The organism is Streptomyces sp. NPDC031497 (genome assembly GCF_055580905.1).
This window is the reverse complement of record NZ_JBVIKO010000001.1, coordinates 161,665-177,920: the sequence shown is the minus strand read 5'-3', so window position 1 is coordinate 177,920 and position 16,256 is coordinate 161,665. Positions and strand designations below refer to the sequence as shown.

General features: G+C 69.1%; 14 protein-coding genes and 2 pseudogenes. 5 read left to right on the top strand and 11 right to left on the bottom strand.

What is annotated here, in order from left to right:
* Positions 1–17: 17 nt before the first annotated feature.
* Complete coding sequence (locus ACZ5K7_RS00865) at positions 18–218, top strand: hypothetical protein (RefSeq protein WP_468908943.1); 201 nt, start codon at positions 18–20, stop codon at positions 216–218.
* A gap of 172 nt (positions 219–390) precedes the next feature.
* Here the strand turns inward: ACZ5K7_RS00865 and ACZ5K7_RS00860 are convergent, their stop codons facing one another.
* The 4 genes from ACZ5K7_RS00860 to ACZ5K7_RS00845 form a co-directional block, all read right to left on the bottom strand.
* The gene (locus tag ACZ5K7_RS00860) at positions 391–1,032 is read right to left on the bottom strand and encodes a hypothetical protein (protein WP_351697890.1); all 642 of its coding nucleotides are present in this window, start codon (positions 1,030–1,032) and stop codon (positions 391–393) included.
* A 155-nt stretch (positions 1,033–1,187) separates the two neighbouring features.
* Positions 1,188–1,514, bottom strand: a complete 327-nt coding sequence (locus ACZ5K7_RS00855) for a plasmid stabilization protein (protein WP_468908939.1) — start codon at positions 1,512–1,514, stop codon at positions 1,188–1,190.
* A gap of 212 nt (positions 1,515–1,726) precedes the next feature.
* Positions 1,727–3,202: a sensor histidine kinase gene (locus tag ACZ5K7_RS00850; protein ID WP_468908936.1), complete on the bottom strand. Its 1,476-nt coding sequence runs from the start codon at positions 3,200–3,202 to the stop codon at positions 1,727–1,729.
* The gene (locus ACZ5K7_RS00845) at positions 3,189–3,869 is read right to left on the bottom strand and encodes a response regulator transcription factor (protein WP_468908933.1); all 681 of its coding nucleotides are present in this window, start codon (positions 3,867–3,869) and stop codon (positions 3,189–3,191) included. Before ACZ5K7_RS00845 ends, ACZ5K7_RS00850 begins: the two co-directional genes overlap by 14 nt.
* Before the next feature lie 128 nt (positions 3,870–3,997).
* Here ACZ5K7_RS00845 and ACZ5K7_RS00840 point away from each other — a divergent pair, with 128 nt between their 5' ends.
* Complete coding sequence (locus tag ACZ5K7_RS00840) at positions 3,998–5,524, top strand: glycosyltransferase family 39 protein (protein ID WP_468908930.1); 1,527 nt, start codon at positions 3,998–4,000, stop codon at positions 5,522–5,524.
* Positions 5,525–5,817: 293 nt separating this feature from the next.
* Here ACZ5K7_RS00840 and ACZ5K7_RS00835 read toward each other — a convergent pair whose 3' ends face one another.
* The 6 genes from ACZ5K7_RS00835 to ACZ5K7_RS00810 form a co-directional block, all read right to left on the bottom strand.
* Positions 5,818–7,170 (bottom strand): FAD-dependent oxidoreductase, encoded by a 1,353-nt coding sequence (locus ACZ5K7_RS00835; protein ID WP_468908927.1) that lies wholly within the window; start codon positions 7,168–7,170, stop codon positions 5,818–5,820.
* A 558-nt stretch (positions 7,171–7,728) separates the two neighbouring features.
* Positions 7,729–8,562 carry a hypothetical protein gene (locus ACZ5K7_RS00830; protein WP_468908924.1) on the bottom strand — a complete coding sequence of 278 codons (834 nt, stop codon included), beginning with the start codon at positions 8,560–8,562 and terminating at the stop codon, positions 7,729–7,731.
* The gene (locus tag ACZ5K7_RS00825) at positions 8,559–9,827 is read right to left on the bottom strand and encodes an oxidoreductase (protein WP_468908921.1); all 1,269 of its coding nucleotides are present in this window, start codon (positions 9,825–9,827) and stop codon (positions 8,559–8,561) included. Before ACZ5K7_RS00825 ends, ACZ5K7_RS00830 begins: the two co-directional genes overlap by 4 nt.
* Positions 9,828–10,145: 318 nt before the next feature.
* On the bottom strand, positions 10,146–11,153 hold the full coding sequence (locus ACZ5K7_RS00820; RefSeq protein WP_468908918.1) for a VOC family protein: 1,008 nt from the start codon (positions 11,151–11,153) through the stop codon (positions 10,146–10,148).
* Entirely contained in the window at positions 11,150–12,013 is an 864-nt protein-coding gene (locus tag ACZ5K7_RS00815; RefSeq protein WP_468908915.1) for an alpha/beta fold hydrolase, read from the bottom strand. The genes ACZ5K7_RS00820 and ACZ5K7_RS00815 overlap by 4 nt, the downstream gene beginning before the upstream one ends.
* Positions 12,014–12,021: 8 nt before the next feature.
* The gene (locus ACZ5K7_RS00810; RefSeq protein WP_468908912.1) at positions 12,022–13,608 is read right to left on the bottom strand and encodes a bifunctional 3-(3-hydroxy-phenyl)propionate/3-hydroxycinnamic acid hydroxylase; all 1,587 of its coding nucleotides are present in this window, start codon (positions 13,606–13,608) and stop codon (positions 12,022–12,024) included.
* A 137-nt stretch (positions 13,609–13,745) separates the two neighbouring features.
* On the opposite strand from ACZ5K7_RS00810, the gene ACZ5K7_RS00805 reads away from it, so the two are divergent.
* The 3 genes and pseudogenes from ACZ5K7_RS00805 (at position 13,746) to ACZ5K7_RS00795 (ending at position 15,774) form a co-directional block, all read left to right on the top strand.
* Positions 13,746–14,378, top strand: a complete 633-nt coding sequence (locus tag ACZ5K7_RS00805) for a TetR/AcrR family transcriptional regulator (RefSeq protein ID WP_351697915.1) — start codon at positions 13,746–13,748, stop codon at positions 14,376–14,378.
* Between the two features lie 8 nt (positions 14,379–14,386).
* Positions 14,387–14,731: pseudogene (locus tag ACZ5K7_RS00800) on the top strand (4-hydroxy-2-oxovalerate aldolase); the annotation flags it as partial.
* Complete coding sequence (locus ACZ5K7_RS00795) at positions 14,728–15,774, top strand: amidohydrolase family protein (RefSeq protein ID WP_468908909.1); 1,047 nt, start codon at positions 14,728–14,730, stop codon at positions 15,772–15,774. The pseudogene ACZ5K7_RS00800 and the gene ACZ5K7_RS00795, both read left to right, overlap by 4 nt.
* Positions 15,775–16,047: 273 nt before the next feature.
* Here ACZ5K7_RS00795 and ACZ5K7_RS00790 read toward each other — a convergent pair.
* Positions 16,048–16,239 (bottom strand): annotated as a pseudogene (locus tag ACZ5K7_RS00790) (CorA family divalent cation transporter); the annotation flags it as partial.
* Between the last annotated feature and the right edge of the window lie 17 nt (positions 16,240–16,256).

Here is a 16,256-nt window from a genome sequence, read left to right as displayed (position 1 = left end):
CACCCCCGGGAGAGATCATGACGGAGAAGACCGAAGGCCTGACGACCGAAGACCTGCAGGCCAACCGGTTCTGCAAGGTGTGCGGGACACCGGCCGGAGACGGGAAACTGTGCGAGCACTGCGCGACCGTCCTGGATGTTCCGGAGGACGCGGGGCTGGTGGAAGACCAAGGCGCGGCCGTACGACGGGACTTCGAGGGACGAGGCGAGCAGCGCTGACCAGCCCAGGTTCCTGTGGAGCCGGTGTTCTCGTATCCGGCGGCGGCTGCCCGGAAGTCCTGAAACCGCCCGAGGACTGTCGCGCGCCCGCCGTGGCTGACCTGGAGCAGCTGCCGGCCGACGGAGGCCTGCGGTGACGCCGGGGCCCGCTGGTGAGTGGACCGCGGCGCCTTCAGTGAAGGATGCTGACCGCCCGTGCGATGACGAGGAGCGAGGTCAGGAGGGCGGTGACGCTCTCCACGCTCATCAGGAACTTGGCGCGTGTGGAGAGTGGCATGGTGTCGGTGGGGCTGAAGGCCGTGGAGTTGGTCACCGACACGTAGAGGTAGTCCATCAGGGTGGGCACCCAGTCGGAATTTTTGCTGGCGCCGTCGGAGACCTCCTGGACGGCGTCGTCGTTCTCGTCCTGTGAGAATCGGAAGTCCGCCAACGGCAGCTCCTCACGGGGCACTTGGGTCCGGCTGACCGGGCCGCCACGGTCCAGCTCCCAATAGGCCAGACCGAAGACGATGACGTTGGTGAGCCAGATCTGCAAGGAGGCCACCAACAGCGCCCGGCCGTCCTTCACCTGGGCGGACACCAGCTCATGGACCAGGGTGCCCAGCGCGAGGAGGTTGCTCGCCGCGATCACCGCCACGAGCGTCAGGGACAGGACACGGAACGCCCGCGTCTGTCGCGTCAGCCGTCGAGGGTTGATCGCCACGAGCGGGATGAGCAGCACACACTCCAGGGCGGGCAGTACATAGCGAGGGGCGATCAGGAGCCGCTGGGGCAGGAAAAGGTAGAGCGCGATAGCGACGAGTGTCGCCGCCACAGCCGGTAGCCGAGCCTCTCCTCGGCGCTCGTGCCGGGGATGTCTGAAACGGGCTTCTTCACGCGCTCGCGGCATGACTCCTCCTCCACCTCGTGACGATGTCGCGAGACCGAGACCGAGACCGAGACGGCGGGTCCGCGACGTATTGCGATGGGTCAGTGGCCGAGGGCCTTGCGCAGCTGCTGCTTGTTCATGGCGGAGCGGCCGTGGACGTTGCGCTTCCTGGCCTCTTCGTAGAGCTGGTCCCTGGTGGGACTCACCGGGCCTCGGTGCGAGCGCTCGCCCCCGCGCTGCGAGGCGGACTTCTTGTCCTGGGTGGAGGCCTTGCTCGCCTGGCGTGCCTCGCCGGAGCGGGCCCGCTCCTTGTTGACTGTCCGCGCGGCGATCTCCTTCGCGCGCCCGGCGGAAGCTCCCCGCTTCTCCGCGCTGTCCTTGATGTGCTCGTACTGCCGCTCCCGCTTGGGGCTGGAACCTGCCGGCATCACTGCTCTCCTCGCCGGAACCAACGCGGGGGACGTGTGTCCCCGCACCTCGGGTGCTCGGTACCGGAAGAGTCATACTCACTCCCGCCCCTCCAGTGCACGATGTCCCGCCGCGCCCCGCGACCGAGAGCGATCCGAGCAGCCCCCGCGTCACTTCTTCCCAGGGGCTCCCCAGAGCCCGTCATGGTCCCACGTTGCCGCGGTGAACCGCGTCATTTCTCGGCTGGGGTGGCGGCTCGGGGAAGGCGCAGTTGGAAGCATGCTCCGAGGGTCCGGGGAGTGAGGGTGAGGGTGCCTCGGTGGCGGTGGGCCAGGTCGCGGGCGATGGCGAGGCCCAGGCCGGTGCCGCCGTGGTCGCGGGAGCGGGCGTCGTCGAGCCGGACGAACCGTTCGAAGATGCGCTCGGCGTCCTCGGTGGGCACGCCCGGCCCGTCGTCGTGCACCGTGAGGACGACCCACGCGTCCTGGTTTCGGATGGTGATCTGGATGCGGTGTGCGGCGTGGCGGGCGGCGTTGTCGATGAGGTTGCGCAGCAGCCGTTCGTATTCGTCGGGGTTTCCGTGTGCGTGTGCGGGGGCGGTGCTGTCGCAGGTGAGGGTCAACGGTCGTTCGGGGAGGGGGTATTGCTCGGTCAGCCGGGAGGCGAGGGCTGTCAGGTCGACGGTTTCGGGGTCGGCTATGGAGGTGCGGGTGTCGAGGCGGGCGAGGAGCAGCAGGTCTTCGGCGAGGGCCTGGAGGCGGCGGGTCTGTCGTGCGGCGGTGGTGGCCGCGGCGGGCCAGTCGGTGCGTTCCGGGTAGGCGAGCGCGACTTCCAGGCTGGCCAGCAGTGTGGTGAGGGGGCTGCGTAGTTCGTGGGCGGCGTCCGCGACGAAGCGGCGTTGCTGGGCGGCGGCGTTGTCGAGGCGTTGGAGGGTGGTGTTGATGGTGGTGGCCAGGGCGGTGATCTCGTGTCCCGTGGCCGGGACGGTGACGCGTTCGCGGGGGTCACTCGCGGTGACCGAGGCGGTGAGGACGCGGATGGCTTCGACCGGCCGCAGCGCGATGCGGACGGCGAAGTAGGTGACGGCGGCGATCAGCACGAGGCTGACGAGCCCGGCCCGCAGCAGCAGGAGGTCGGTGGTCTTGGCGATTGCCTCGGCTGTGCGCGGGAGCACCACCACATAGACCCGCAGGTGGGCGTCGGCGGCGACGCCCAGAGCGGCGACTTTGTCACTGCTGAGTTCATCGGCGCTGACATCGGCGAACATGACCGTGTAGGTCCTGCCGGCCATATCGAATCTGTCCCTGGAGTTGGAGTCGCGCACCGGTATGCGGAGGGGAAGGATCGTCAAGCTTCCGGGCTCCCTGGCCTCGGATGGGGCGGGCAGCACATGGCGGGTGCCGGGAGCGAAGGCTTCCATGCCTCCGCCGTAGGCGACAGCGGTGCGCCGGCCGGTCGCGACGACCTCGTACGGCAGCAAGGTGCTTTTGCGAGCGGGAACCACACCCCCGTTCAACTGGTCGACGAGAGCCCAGACTTGTTGCTCGGCTTGTCCTTCGGCGATCTGCGTGCCCTGGCGGTAGACGTCGTGGTGCAGCCACCAGCCGATGCCGGCCAGGATGACGGCGGCGGCCGAGGCGGCGGCCAGGGCCGTGCGGGCTCGTACCGAACGCGGCCACCAGCGGCGCCGCGGCTCAGTCGCGTTCACGGTCGTCCACCAGCCGGTAGCCGGTACCCCGTACGGTCTGCAGGGACCGTCGGCCGAACGCGGAGTCCACCTTCTTGCGCAGTGCGCTGACGCGCGCCTCCACCAGGTTGGGATCCTGGGCCTCGTCGGGCCACGCGTGATAGAGCAGATCCGATTTGGAGACCGCCTGGCCCGCCCGGCGGGCCAGCAGCTCAAGGACGGCGAACTCCCGAGGGGTGAGTTCCACCCTGGCCCCGGCCCGGCGGCAGACGCGGCTCGCGACATCCAACGAGAGGTCGCCCACGGCAAGGACGGGCGGGGCGACCGTGGCGGCCCGTCTGACCAGGGCCCGCAGTCGTGCGACGAGCACCATGTAGGAGAAGGGTTTGGCCAGGTAGTCGTCGGCCCCCGTGTCCAGGGCCTCTGCCTGATCCCAGTCCCCGTCCTTGGCGGTGAGTACCAGGATGGGTGTCGCGTTGCCCTCCCGGCGCAGCTGGGCGCAGACCTTGTAGCCGTTGAGTCCGGGCAGCATCAAGTCCAGTACGACAAGGGCGTATTCGCCGGTCCGGGCCATCCACAGTCCCTGCCGGCCGTCATGGGCGAGGTCGACGCTGTAGCCCTCGGCGGTCAGACCGGTGTGCAGGGTGCGGGCGAGGTCCACCTCGTCTTCGACCACCAGGATGCGCATGCGGTGCAGCTTCGCACAGCGTCGGGCCGCCTTCCTGATCGGCCGGTCAGGTTGGGTCAGCCTCCGGTAAGCGAGGTCCGGGCACGCTGGCGCAGTGTCTTCGCCACTGCTGAAAGGCGCTGTCGCCGATGTCCATTGATGTACGGGGCCCCGCCGTGGCCAGGACGGTTTCCCCTCCCGCCCGTCGACGATCACCGGGCCCGGCCAAAGCCGTTGTCGTCATCGCGCCCCTGTCGCTGACCATCGCTCTGGGGCTCTGGGGTATCCGCAGGAAGAACAGTATGTGGGGGGACGAGGCCGTCACCTGTCAGCTCGCGCACCGCGATCTATCGCAGATATGGCTCACCGCCCAGCATGTCGATCTGGTCCATGCTCTCCATTACGCCGTGATGCATGAGCTCTTCGGTCTCTTCGGCGGAGGGCTGCTGACATTGCGGCTGCCGTCCGTGCTCGCAATGTCCGCGGCGGCGAGTGGAGTCGGGCTGCTGGGGCTACGCCTGGCGGGACCGCGTGCCGGGCTGCTGGCCGGGCTGGTGTTCGCGCTCCTTCCCCAGGTACAGAAGTACGCGCAGGAAGGCCGCTCGTATGCCATGGTCTGTGCCCTGGTCACCTGGGCCACCTATGCGCTCGTGGTCAGCGTCCCGCATCGCGCCCGGTGGCGGTGGGCGGTCTATGGCTCCACCATGCTGCTGGCCTGTCTGCTCCATGAGTTCGCGGTCCTCGCCCTGGCTGCACACGGCGTCACACTGATCGTCTCCCGTGTTCCACGACCGGTGCTGAGGGCGTGGAGTGCGGCCGCCGCGGGCGTTGTGGCCGGGCTGTTGCCGCTGGCGATCTGTAGTGCGGGGCAGTCGGGGCAGGTTTCCTGGATCGGCGGACCGGTGCGGCTTCCCGGGTTCCTGGCTGTGGCGGTCGTGGGCATGGCATGTGCCCTGGCGCCCCTGCGGGTGAGGGGGCCCGTGCGGCTTCCCGCGCTGGCTGTGCCGATTGTCGTACTTCCGGGCCTCCTGCTGCTGATCGCCTCACTGGTCAAGCCCCTTTTCGTCGACCGGTATGTGCTCTACAGCAGTATCGGAATCGCGTTGCTGCTGGGCGCTTGGATGGATTACTTCCTCCGGTGGCAGCGGACTACCCGCTACGCGTGGATCGCGGCGGTTGCCGTACTGGCCGCGCTCGTCCCGACGAGCCTGTCGTTGAGGACGCCCCAGAGCCGGAGCAATGACGTCACCGCCATCGGCGCCGCCGTACGCAGGGAAGGCCGTCCCGGCGACGGGCTGCTCTATCTCTCCGGCCGGTACCGGGCGTGGACCGCGGCCACCCCCGAGGACACCCGTTTCCTGACGGATCTGGCCCTGGCACAAGACCCCGTTTCGTCGAACACACTTGCAGGTGTCGAGCTTCCCGCCCAGGACATCGCGGCACGCATGCTGGAATTCGACCGGATCGTCGCGGTCCGCGACCCGGCGGGTGCGCACGCGCCGACCGACCCGCAGGAGGAAGCGAAAACAAGCACCCTGCGGCGCCACTTCCGCGAGGACGGAACAACTTATGTCCATGGGGCGCGAGTCACCGTCTATGTCCGGGACCACGACCCGTCTCCGAAGGCCGGTCCTGGATCCGACAGCCCGGGACCGAGCGGTGCGGTGATGAGGTGACGGCGGTCTCGACCCGGAAGCCACGGACCTTGACCTGCCGGTCGCTGTTGGCTTGGGAAGCAGCGGCTGTTCTTCAAATTCAAAAGGGGGAACCTGTCCGCTTGGCGGGTTCCAAGAGGTGAGAGCGTTGATGGACAGACTTTCTGGAGTCGGCCCCTGCCACTCGATCGGCGACTCTCTGCCACGTGCGGCAGTCGATTCTCCCCGGATTCTCCCCAGGAGGGTGCCGGATGCTGATCGTTGGGCGTGTTCCGGAAGGCCCGTCGGCCGGGTGCGCCGGTTGGTAAGTGTGGTCAGCCTCGTGGGGCGAACGCGGTGGACAGCACCTTCAGAGCCACGGCGGGATGGAACAGTACTGCGGGAGAGGCGACCATGTTCACCACCCGCACGAACCTCGACCAGACGGCCTCGTCCTTCACTGCGACCTGGAAGAGCCTCGTGTTGTACCAGTGCGCGAATCGCGCCCCCAGGGGCCGGTGGTCCGGGTTCCACATCAGGTCCGAGTTCGTGGAGAGTGTCCACGGGCCGAGCAGCAGCCGACCCACTCGCTTCTGGTAACCGCCTGCCATCCCGTCCAGCTGCTTCCCGGACGCGCTACGACGGGCCAGCGTCCGGTGCAGCAGCTCCGCCTCCATCGCGGCCACGGTCAGCCCCTGGCCGTAGACGGGGTTGAAGACGCAGACCGCGTCCCCGACGGCGATGAGCCGGTCCGGCCAGTTCTTGACGGCGTGGTAGGGCCGCCACTGGTTGTCGACGTTGGTGTAGCGATGGGTGGTTTCCTGGACCGTGCGCTGTCCGATCTGCTGGGCCAGGTGCGGGTTGTCCAGGCTCTGCGCGAACCGCAGGTAGCCCGTGTCGTCGGCCGGCGGCGGGTCCTGGAAGCCCAACAGTGAGCACGTCCACCGGTTCCGCTCCACGGCCAGCAGGACCCCGGCCCGGGGCACGTGGGGAGCGAACAGCATCTGGTACGCGATGTAGAAGTCCGGGTGGCCCGGGTGGTCCTCCTGGGGCCGGTCGAAGTTCATCGACGTGTAGGTGACCTTCGCCTTCACGGTCCGCTTCGGGGGGACCGTGACACCGGCCGCGCCCAGCCAGTCCTCCAGCGAGCTGGACCGCCCGGAGGCGTCGACGACCAGATCGGCGGCCAGGTCGATCGCTTCCGCGCCCTGCTGCCGGCACGTCACACCGGTCACCCGCCCCGAGGCATCCCGGGTCAGACCCGAGCAGTGCGTGGCGGCCATCAGCGTGACCTCGGAAAGCGCGAGCACCTTGCGCCGCAGCCGACGCTCCAGCTCGTCGCGGGTGAACGTCTGGATCTGCACCCCCGTCCGTGCGCGGGGTGCCAGTCCGGTTGGCAGCAGGAAGTCGATGCCTTGCCCGTAGTCGAACACCGGCGCACCGGCTTCCCGCAGTTCCTCCCGCAGTCCCGGAAACAGCCGTTCCAGGATCTCGCCGCCCTTGGCCAGCATCGCGTGCGCGTGATAGCCCTGCGGCGCACCCTGATGAGCACCGGTGTCCTCGTCCACGGCATCCCGTTCGACGAGGACGACTTCGTCGAAGAAGTCGGCCAGCACCCGCGCGGTCACCAGCCCCGCGTAACTCCCGCCGATGACAACGGCCTTGTCCCAGGGGCGGTTCGTCTGCATGTCGTCTCCCACGCTTGCCGGGGCAGGGCGAATCACGGGGATCAACGACGGTACTGATCATTGCGACACGGTCGATCAACTTGTCGCCGGCGGGTGGCCGCAGGCCAGGGCCAGGAACCAGCCGGGGCGATACCACCGGAGCCGGTGAAGGAGAGCCGCACGACAGCGCCGATGACCATGCCGGGCGGGGTGGCGGCCACCACATCGACCAAGGCGCGATTCGATCGTCGCTCAGTAATGCTGACGCCCCAACGTTCAGCAAGACCGTTGGCCCGCGGCGGGGAGAAGCGGCCGACGCGGAGCACATCTCGTTCTCCCCGGAGATGGCAGTTGCCAGGGGTGGGTGTGACACGGGAGTCCCGTCCGTCAAGCCGGAGTCGTAGGCACGCTGAGTGACAGGCGCGGCGGCAGGTGCAAGCCGGGTGACACGCAGGCCAACGGTGAAAGGCACGGTCTCTTGGTGCCGACGGGATGAGAGCGTGCGAATTCAGTGGAGAGTGGCAGCTGGGGAGGAGGAACGGGTGCTGGCTCCGGTTCCTCTCCCACAGGTGGCCAGTGTCAGGGCCGGACCAGGGGGCCCGTCCTGATGACCGGCTCGGTGTGCTCGACGGTGAACGCGTGGACGGCTGTCATGACCGTGTGCTGATCGGCGACCAGATCGGTGACCTGCTTGGACGCCAGGATCTCGGCCATGGCGGAGCGGTTGTCGGCTCCGAGGACGACACATCCGTGATAGCGGCGGAAGGTCGGATTGTCGTGAGAGATGCCGGGCGTGGGGTGCGGAAGCGAGGTCCAGGGCAGGAAGGTGTATGTGCGCAGGTCGCGCGCGCCGGCCTCATGGAGCGCGGGGCCGATGCGATCGTGGACGTACTTGCGGAACGCGCGGCGGCTCACTCCGCGCCGTCGGCGCAGCAGAAGGACGGTGCGGTGACCGACGCCGGCGTCGTGGCCGTCGGTCCACCAGCGGCCTCCCCGTGGGCCGGTCAGGTTTCCGAGAACCCGGTCGAAGACGTTCTGCTCGTCGAGGTACACCTCTCGCATGTGGACCGGGATGGTGAGCGCGCCGGCCATGCTCACCATCCGCACCTCGGCGATGCCGTCACAGCGCCAGTTCGGGGGGACGACGGTGCCCACGGTGGGGGACGCGGGCCAGTAGCAGTGATCGGTGGGGGAGAAGTGATGCTGAAGGTATTCGGTGATGCTGGGCAGCCGCGCGACGATCCGCGCGTGCGGTCCTTTCCAGTACTGGCGGGCGACTTCTCTCGGCAGGTCCTCGCGGAGCCAGACCGGGAAGATCCCCGAGGTGGTCGGTACAGGAGCGGTCGTACTCCCGCTGGTCGTGCTGCCCAGGCGGGCGCCAAGGGGCTCGTGGTCGCTCGGGATGCGGTTCACGCCTGCTCCGTCCGTTGCAGCATGTGGTTCTTCTGGGTGCGGATCGGCTCGACGTAGCAGTCGATCGGCTTGCCGCCGAAACGGGCGATGCATCCGTTGCGGTACTCGCACACTGGCCGGCCCGGAATGGGGTCCTGCATGTTCCTGAACATGAAGGGGTCGGCGATCATGGCCCGGGCCGCCGAGACGGCGTCGCAGCGGCCGCTGTCGATGGCCGACTCCATCCCTTGCCTCGTGTGGAAGCCACCGACGCAGATCACTGGGATGTCCAGCCGCGCGGTGAACTGCTCGGCCTGGGGGAGGTTGAAGCCCTCGCCGCCGGGGGCGAGACGCTCTGCGACGCGTTCGATGACGGGAGCGGCAGCGAGCATCGCCAGGCGTCGCCGACGCGTCATCGACATCCCTGAGCCCTCGGTGATCTGTCCGCGGACGAACCCTTTGTAGTGTCCCAGGATCATGCCCGGCCACGACTCGTAGTGCGCCCTGGAGATCTCCACCGCGTCGATGCCTTCGCCTTCCAGCACCTCGGCGACGCGTACGAGTTCGGCGGTCGTCGTCCCCCGGCGCAGCGGGAGCATGTCCGTGCCGTTCAGCTTGAGCAGGACGGGGAAGTTGTTGCCGACGCGCGTGCGTATCGCGCGGAACACCTCGCGCAGCAGGCGCATCCGGTTGTCCAGGCTGCCGCCGTACTCGTCGGCGCGGCGGTTGGTGTGCGGGGTGAGGAACTGGCCGAGCAGGTAGCCGTGGGCGGCGTGGATCTGCACACCGTCGAATCCCACGTCCTGGGCCCGCTCCGCGGCGGCCGCGAAGGTCTCCACCACTCCTGGGATCTCGTCCCGGCGCAGGGGCCGCGGTTTCGTTCCGTACAGGGGCTCGCGCACCGCTGACGCGGACACCGGCGCCTTGCCCGGGTCGGCCGACCTGACCATCTGACGGCCGCCGTGGTTGAGCTGGGCGATCAGGAGACTGCCGCCGCTGTGCGCCAGGTCGACCCAGTCCCGCAGGCCGGCCTTCTTGTCGTCGGCGTCGATGCCGGCCTGACGTCCCGCGGACTTGGACTGCAGGGAGACGTAGAGATTGCCGGTCACGATGAGCGGGGTCCCGGCCCGCGCCATGGGTTCGTAGAACTCGAGCAGTTCGTCCGTCACGTGCCCGTCGTCGGTGGCACGGGTCTCGCTGGTCGCTGACTTGAAGAGTCGCCCCGGCACGGTGAGCGTGCCGATCCGCAGGGGACGCAGGAGCGGGCTGGTCGGAGGGGTGGGCATCGGCGGCTCTCCTCTACCTCATGGATGCTGTGACGTTCGGGCGCGGTGATGCGCTGGTGGGAAGGCCCTGCGTTCCGGACGAAGACGTCGAGGTCTTCGGGTCGACCCGACGAGTACGCGTGCCTTGTCCCTGCGGACACCGCGCAGGATCGTCCGTGCCGCGTCGTCGGGAGAGATGCGGTCCGTCCTGCGATCGAAGACGACGAATGCGGCTCGGTTGACGCCGGCCGGCTGCCGGCATCTCCTGGCGCAGCGACTCCGTGAAGCCACGCACCGCGAACCTCGCCGAGCTGTAGGCACTCTGCTCCGGCCCGGCGGTCAGTCGTCGGGGATACCTGTGCCGCTGAGGGCGGGGACGGTCTTCTCGGGGTGGGCGAGGGAGCGGGCCCCGAGCCGGAACTGGTCGAGCTTGTCGATGATCGTCTGGCCGACACGGGTGTGGCCCCAGATGCTGATGCCCTGGTGGGTGGTGGGCTGCCAGGTGGTCTCGTCGATGACGACGGGGTTCCAGCCGACCTCCCACTCGAAGCCCGAGGGGGTGCGGGCGTAGTAGGAGAGTTCCTTGTCGTTGGTGTGCTGGCCGACGGACAGGGCCATGTCGAAGCCGAGTTCGTGCACCCGCTGGTAGCTGCGGGCCACGTCGTCGAGGGTGGCGGCCTGGATGTTGAGGTGCTGGACGCGGGTGCGGACCGGGTCGATCGGCAGGCCGCGGACGGCGGCGATGGCGATGGAGTGGTGGCGTTCGTTGACCCGCAGGAAGCGGATCTTGAGTTTGACGCCGCCGATGGTCTCGTCGATGCAGTCGGTCAGCCGGGCGTCGAAGACGGTGTTGAAGTAGCCCCGCAGCTGAGCCGGCTTGGTGGACGTGATCGCGATGTGGCCCATGCCCGAGTCGCCGGTGACGAACCCGGACGCGAGCATCCGCAGCGGCTCGGCGGACTTCACCGGGGTGGTGTAGATCTCCTGCGTGATGCCTTTCGGGCCGGGGAAACGCAGCAGGCGCTCGACGCCCCGCAGGGCGGCGTCCTCCGCGGTGCCTTCGACGACGGGGACGCCGTGGGCGCGTATACGGGCCTCGATCTGCTCGAAGGTCGTGTGGTCGTCGAGGTGCCAGCCGCTGGCGACGACGTCCTCGGCGGGCCCACGCCTGAGCAGGAAACGGCACTCCTGGTCGTCGAGCCGGAACCGCATCAGGCCGGAGTCGAGGTCCTCACGGTGCATGCCGATGGCCTCGGTGCCGAAGCGGCGCCAGTCGGCGAAGCGGTTGGTCTCGATGACGACGTAGCCCAAGTGGACCGCGCCGAAGACCGAGGCGGTGGCGTTCATCGGCGGCCTGCCAGGAAGTCGGCGCACAGCCGGTTGAACAACTCGGCGCGTTCGAACTGGACCCAGTGACCGGTGTTGGCGACCTCGTACAGATCGCAGTTGGGCATCCGCTCGGCCAGCATCCGGCCGCCGCTGGGCCGGTTCACCTTGTCGGCGGCGCCCCACAGCACCAGGGTCGGCACGGGCAGCCGGGACAGCCGGGCGTCGCGGGTGAAGTCCATCTTCCACAAGGCGCGCAGCGACTTCGGACGCCTCAGCGGTGGAGCCGCGACGACCTCCGGGTCGATGCTGTCGCGATAGCGCGCGTCGATGACGCTGTCCGGCACGTCGGCGGCGTTGAAGACCAGGTGGTTGCGGATGAACTTCTCCAGCTTCAGCCGGGAAGGGCCGTCCCCGGAGTAGTAGTTGAGCAGGCTGTTGAGGCCACGGGTGGGCAGGGCGCGGGTGGTGCCGATGCCACCGGGGCCCATCAGGACCATGCGGTCGACGCGGTCGGGGGTGTCCAGGGCGAGGCGCAGGGCGCAGGCACCGCCGTAGGAGTTGCCGACCATGTGGGCCTTGTCCAGGCCGAATGCGTCGAGCAGACCGCGGATCGAGCCGGCGAGGTACCCGAAGGGGTCGGCACCGTCGATGCCCTTGGTGCTGCGGCCGTAGCCGGGCAGGTCGGGGACGATGACCCGGTACTCCCTGGCCAACTCGGCGATGTTGCGGTGGTAGTTGGAGATTCCGGAGGCGCCGGGTCCGCCGCCGTGCAGCAGCAGTACGGGCGGGCCGTCTCCGGTCTCCGCGACGAAGATCTTCTTACCGGCGACGTCGAGCAGGGACTCCTGCATCGACGGCAGTTCGGTGTGCGTGGTCATAGCGGTCCTTACCGGGCGATCGAGGTGGTCGCGCGCGACGCCGGGGCGAAACCGGCGGGAGGCGGCGGGAGTGGGGCGCCGGTGGGTGCGGCTGCGTAGACGTAGGCGTCCGGGCGCAGTGCGAGGGTGGCCGCGCGGTGCCCGGCCATCCAGGGCAGCAGAACGCCGTCGCTGTCGACGACCGTGCCCTCGGCCGGATCGGAGCCGGCCGGAGTGACGGTCAGCGAGGGAACACCGAGGCGGTTCCACGCGGGCTGGGGCACGGGGTGCCCGCCGTACAGGAGCAGCCAGCGGCCGCCGAGTACGTCGTCCAGCCGTACGCGTTCACCGTCGGGGCCGGTCACCCACGGCTGCGGGATCTGGTGGCCGGACGCCTTGGTGCGGGGGCCGACCTGGAAGCCGGCGGAGTAGTGGGCGACGGGTATCCAGTTGGAGTCCTGGAGCCAGTTGCTGAAGCCCGGTACGCGGTTGAGGCCGCGCAGTGCGGTGTTCCGGATGCGGGTCACCGGGAGGCGCCGTTCGGTGATGATCCGCCCGACGAACACCGCCCGCCTGGTGATCTCCTTGACGTGCGGCTTGCGTTCGGCCTCGTAGCTGTCCAGCACCGCCTCGGGCAGTTCGCCGCGCCGTACGGCGGCCAGCTTCCAGCACAGGTTGGCCGCGTCCCGCACACCGGCGGCCATGCCCTGGCCGATCCACGGCGGCATCGCGTGGGCGGCGTCGCCGGCAAGGAAGACCCTGCCCATGCGGAAGCGGGCGGCGAAGCGCACGTGGTGGCTGTAGACGGTGGCCCGCAGGATCTTGATCTGGCCCCGGCTGATCCCGTACCGCGACACCATCGCGTAGATCGCGTCGTCTGTGGTCAGGTACTGCTCGTCGTCGCCGGGCAGGATCGGGAACTCCCAGCGGTGGTGCCCGAGCGGGGTCGGGCAGTCGACGGCGGGCCGGGCCGGGTCGCAGCGGAAGCGCAGCCGGTCGTGGTCCGGCCACGGCTTCAGCATCTCGGTGTCGATGACGACCCAGCGGTCTTCGTACGTCTTGCCCTCGTAGCCGATGTTGAGCTGGGCACGGGTGAGGCTGGAGCCGCCGTCGGCAGCGATGACGTAGGAGGCGCGCAGCCGTCGTACTGACTCGTCGGCACCCACCACCGTGAGCTCGACCCCGTCGCCGTCCTGTCGCAGCCGCAGACACTCGTGCCGCAGCAGCACCTCCACGTTCGGGTAGCGGGTGACACCGTCGCGCAGGACCCGCTCCAGCGCCGGCTGGTAGATGAACATCTGCGGCGGATGCCCGTGTCCGCGCGGGGTGGGGTGCGCGCTGAGGAACGGCCGGCCGCGCGCGTCGACGAAATCGAGGGGCCGCTCGGCCAGCATGTCCTGCTTCAGCCGGTCGGCCAGACCGGTGCGCTGCCAGATCCGTAGGACCTCCTCGTCGGTGGAGATCGCGCGGGCGCGGGTGTAGACCTCGGCGTCGCGTTCGACTACGACGACCCGTAGGCCCATCGCCCCCAGCAGGTTCGCGGCGGTGACGCCGGTGGGGCCGTAGCCGATCACCGCCACGTCGTAGGTCACGTCTCCGGCTCTGAACTCGCTCACCAGGCACCTCGCTGTCGTCCCTGTCGCGGTGTGTTGCGAACACGTTGCTGTAGTGTTTATTCCAGTTGGAGCGATCGCTACGGTAAAGTGGCTGCGGAACGGGGTCAAGTGCCGGCACGACAGGAAGGGCACATCCGATGAGCAGGCCGCAGACGACGCGCAAGAAGCGAGCGAACGGGGTGGAGTCACGGCAGCGCATCCTCGACGCCACGGTGGAGATCGCGGGCGAGCGCGGCTACGAGGGCACGTCCATCGCGGCGGTCAGTGCCAAGTGCGGGCTGCCGGCGAGCTCGATCTACTGGCACTTCAAGGACAAGGACGACCTGATCGCCGCCGTCATCGAGCGCAGTTTCGAGACCTGGCTGGCAGCCGTCGAGCTGCCCGGCGAAGAGACGGGCACGCCGCTGGAGCGCGTCACCGTCATGGCGGCGAACGTGGCCAGGTCACTGGTCGACGCGCCGGACTTCCTGCGCCTCGGCCTGATGCTCGCTCTGGAGCGGCGGCCCACCGAGCCCCGGGGGCGGACGGTGTTCCTCCAGGTCCGTGACATCGCCACCCAGAAGATCACCGAGGTGGCCGGGACCGTGTTCCCGGATCTGGACGAGGACGCCGTGCGCACGCTCGCCACCTACGCCGTCGCCGGCGCCGACGGTCTGTTCGTGCACCGGGAGATCCACGGCGACGCCGTCGACCTGGTGGCGATGTTCGAGCTGCACGCACAGCTGGTCTGTGACGCGGCCGCCCGCATGGCGTCGAGGAGCAAGGGATGACCCTGTGTGCTGGCAACGCCCCGCTGGAGGTGTTCATCGCCGCCGCCGACAAGCTCGGACACGCTCACGGCTGCGACCCGTTCGCCCTGCAGGACGCAGCCGACGACCTCGTACGACCGCTGCAGGACCGCCCCGTTCAGGTCGACCGCGAAACCCTCACCCTCGGCTACGCCGGCGTGTACTCCAGCTTCCTGCGCCACGCCGAGTCCGCCTCTGCCCGCTACGGCATCGACGCGCGTGCCCCGCTCGTCGAGGTCGGACGGCGGGGCATGGTCGGCGGCCAGGAAGACATGCTCACCGACGTGGCGCTCGACCTGCTCACCGCCCAGAAGGCCCAGGGGGACGCCTCGTGACCGGCGCGGCGGGCCGGGTCGACGTCCACCAGCACATCGTTCCCTCCTTCTACCGGGACCTCCTCGCCCAGGTGGGCATCGCCGAGGCCGGCGGCCGTGAGCTGCCCGAGTGGAGCGCCGAGCCGGCCCTGGAGGTGATGGACCTGCTGGGCACCGCCACGGCGATCGTGTCCGTCTCCACCCCGGGCACCGGCTTCCTCACCGATCCGGGTGAGGCCGCCGACCTGGCCCGGCGGCTCAACGATTTCTCCGCGTCCCTCGCCGCCGAACACGCGGGCCGTTTCGGGTACTTCGCCACGCTGCCCATGCCCGATGCCGCCGCCTCCGCAGTCGAGGCCAAGCGGGCCCTGGACGAGCTGGGGGCCGACGGGGTCACCCTGCTCGCCAACAACCAGGGCGTCTACGTCGGCGCGGGCGGCCAGGACGAACTGTGGCAGACCCTGAACGACCGGGGCGCTGTCGTGTTCGTCCACCCCGCCGACCTCCCGGCACCCGCTGTCGACGGGATCCCGCCGTTCGCCGCCGACTTCCTCCTCGACACCACCCGGGCCGCATACCTCCTGGTCCGCAACAGCGTCGTACGCACGTACCCGAACATCCGGTTCATCCTCAGCCACGCCGGCGGCTTCGTGCCCTACGCCTCCCACCGCATGGCCGTCGCCATCGCCGGCGACACCGGACGCAGCCCCCTGGACGTGCTGGACGACTTCCGCGGCCTCTACTTCGACACCGCGCTGTCCTCCAGCTCCGCCGCCCTGCCCACGCTGCTCGCCTTCGCCCGCCCGGGACACATCCTCTTCGGCAGCGACTGGCCGTTCGCCCCCGCCATCGCGAGCCAGTACTTCGCCAACGGCCTCGACAGCGGTGTCGATCCCGGTGTCCTCCAGGCCGTCAACCGCACCAACGCCGAAATCCTCTTCCCCCGCCTGGCAGGCGCTCCCGCGCAGACTCCGGCCCGCCCAGCCCCGATGCGCCTGCGTCAAGCCGCCCAACGGGCCGCCGCCCGCCTCGTCTTCAAGCTCGTCCAACCCGGCAGCGATTGAGACACCTACCCAGGACCACGACTCCACGTCCGGAGTGCAAGGAAGCACGACTGCGAGTTGCCGGCGACGCCAAGCAGGCACTGTCTGTGATGTACCGCAGGACCGGCGGGCTTTGCAGGGGGCCGAGCGGGGAGCCGGGCGAGCCCGATCATGGAGGCACAAGGTGTGGTCTGCCTTTTCTCCCCAGATTCTCCCCAGCGGCCGTGGGCGGTCCTTCTGGCGGCTGCCTCGGCTCCCGCGAGGCCCTGGCGCAGGCCCTCGTCGGCCGGTTACTCAGAGCCAGTCCTTCCGCTTGAAGATGAAGTACAAACTGGTGCATACGACTGCCATCAGGACGATGGCGAAGGGGTATCCGAGTACCCAGTGCAACTCTGGCATCTCTCTGAAGTTCATGCCGTAGATCGTCCCGACCAGCGTCGGAGCGAACAGAATCGCCGCCCATGAAGAGATCTTCTTGAAGTTGTCTACCTCGGGGTGCTGAC

Excerpts from the sequence above, each read along its gene's own strand:
- ACZ5K7_RS00865 (WP_468908943.1), top strand. The coding sequence starts at position 18 with ATGACGGAGAAGACCGAAGGCCTGACGACCGAAGACCTGCAGGCCAAC.
- ACZ5K7_RS00855 (WP_468908939.1), bottom strand. The coding sequence starts at position 1,514 with ATGCCGGCAGGTTCCAGCCCCAAGCGGGAGCGGCAGTACGAGCACATC.
- ACZ5K7_RS00845 (WP_468908933.1), bottom strand. The coding sequence starts at position 3,869 with ATGCGCATCCTGGTGGTCGAAGACGAGGTGGACCTCGCCCGCACCCTG.
- ACZ5K7_RS00840 (WP_468908930.1), top strand. The coding sequence starts at position 3,998 with ATGTCCATTGATGTACGGGGCCCCGCCGTGGCCAGGACGGTTTCCCCT.
- ACZ5K7_RS00835 (WP_468908927.1), bottom strand. The coding sequence starts at position 7,170 with ATGCAGACGAACCGCCCCTGGGACAAGGCCGTTGTCATCGGCGGGAGT.
- ACZ5K7_RS00825 (WP_468908921.1), bottom strand. The coding sequence starts at position 9,827 with ATGCCCACCCCTCCGACCAGCCCGCTCCTGCGTCCCCTGCGGATCGGC.
- ACZ5K7_RS00820 (WP_468908918.1), bottom strand. The coding sequence starts at position 11,153 with ATGAACGCCACCGCCTCGGTCTTCGGCGCGGTCCACTTGGGCTACGTC.
- ACZ5K7_RS00815 (WP_468908915.1), bottom strand. The coding sequence starts at position 12,013 with ATGACCACGCACACCGAACTGCCGTCGATGCAGGAGTCCCTGCTCGAC.
- ACZ5K7_RS00805 (WP_351697915.1), top strand. The coding sequence starts at position 13,746 with ATGAGCAGGCCGCAGACGACGCGCAAGAAGCGAGCGAACGGGGTGGAG.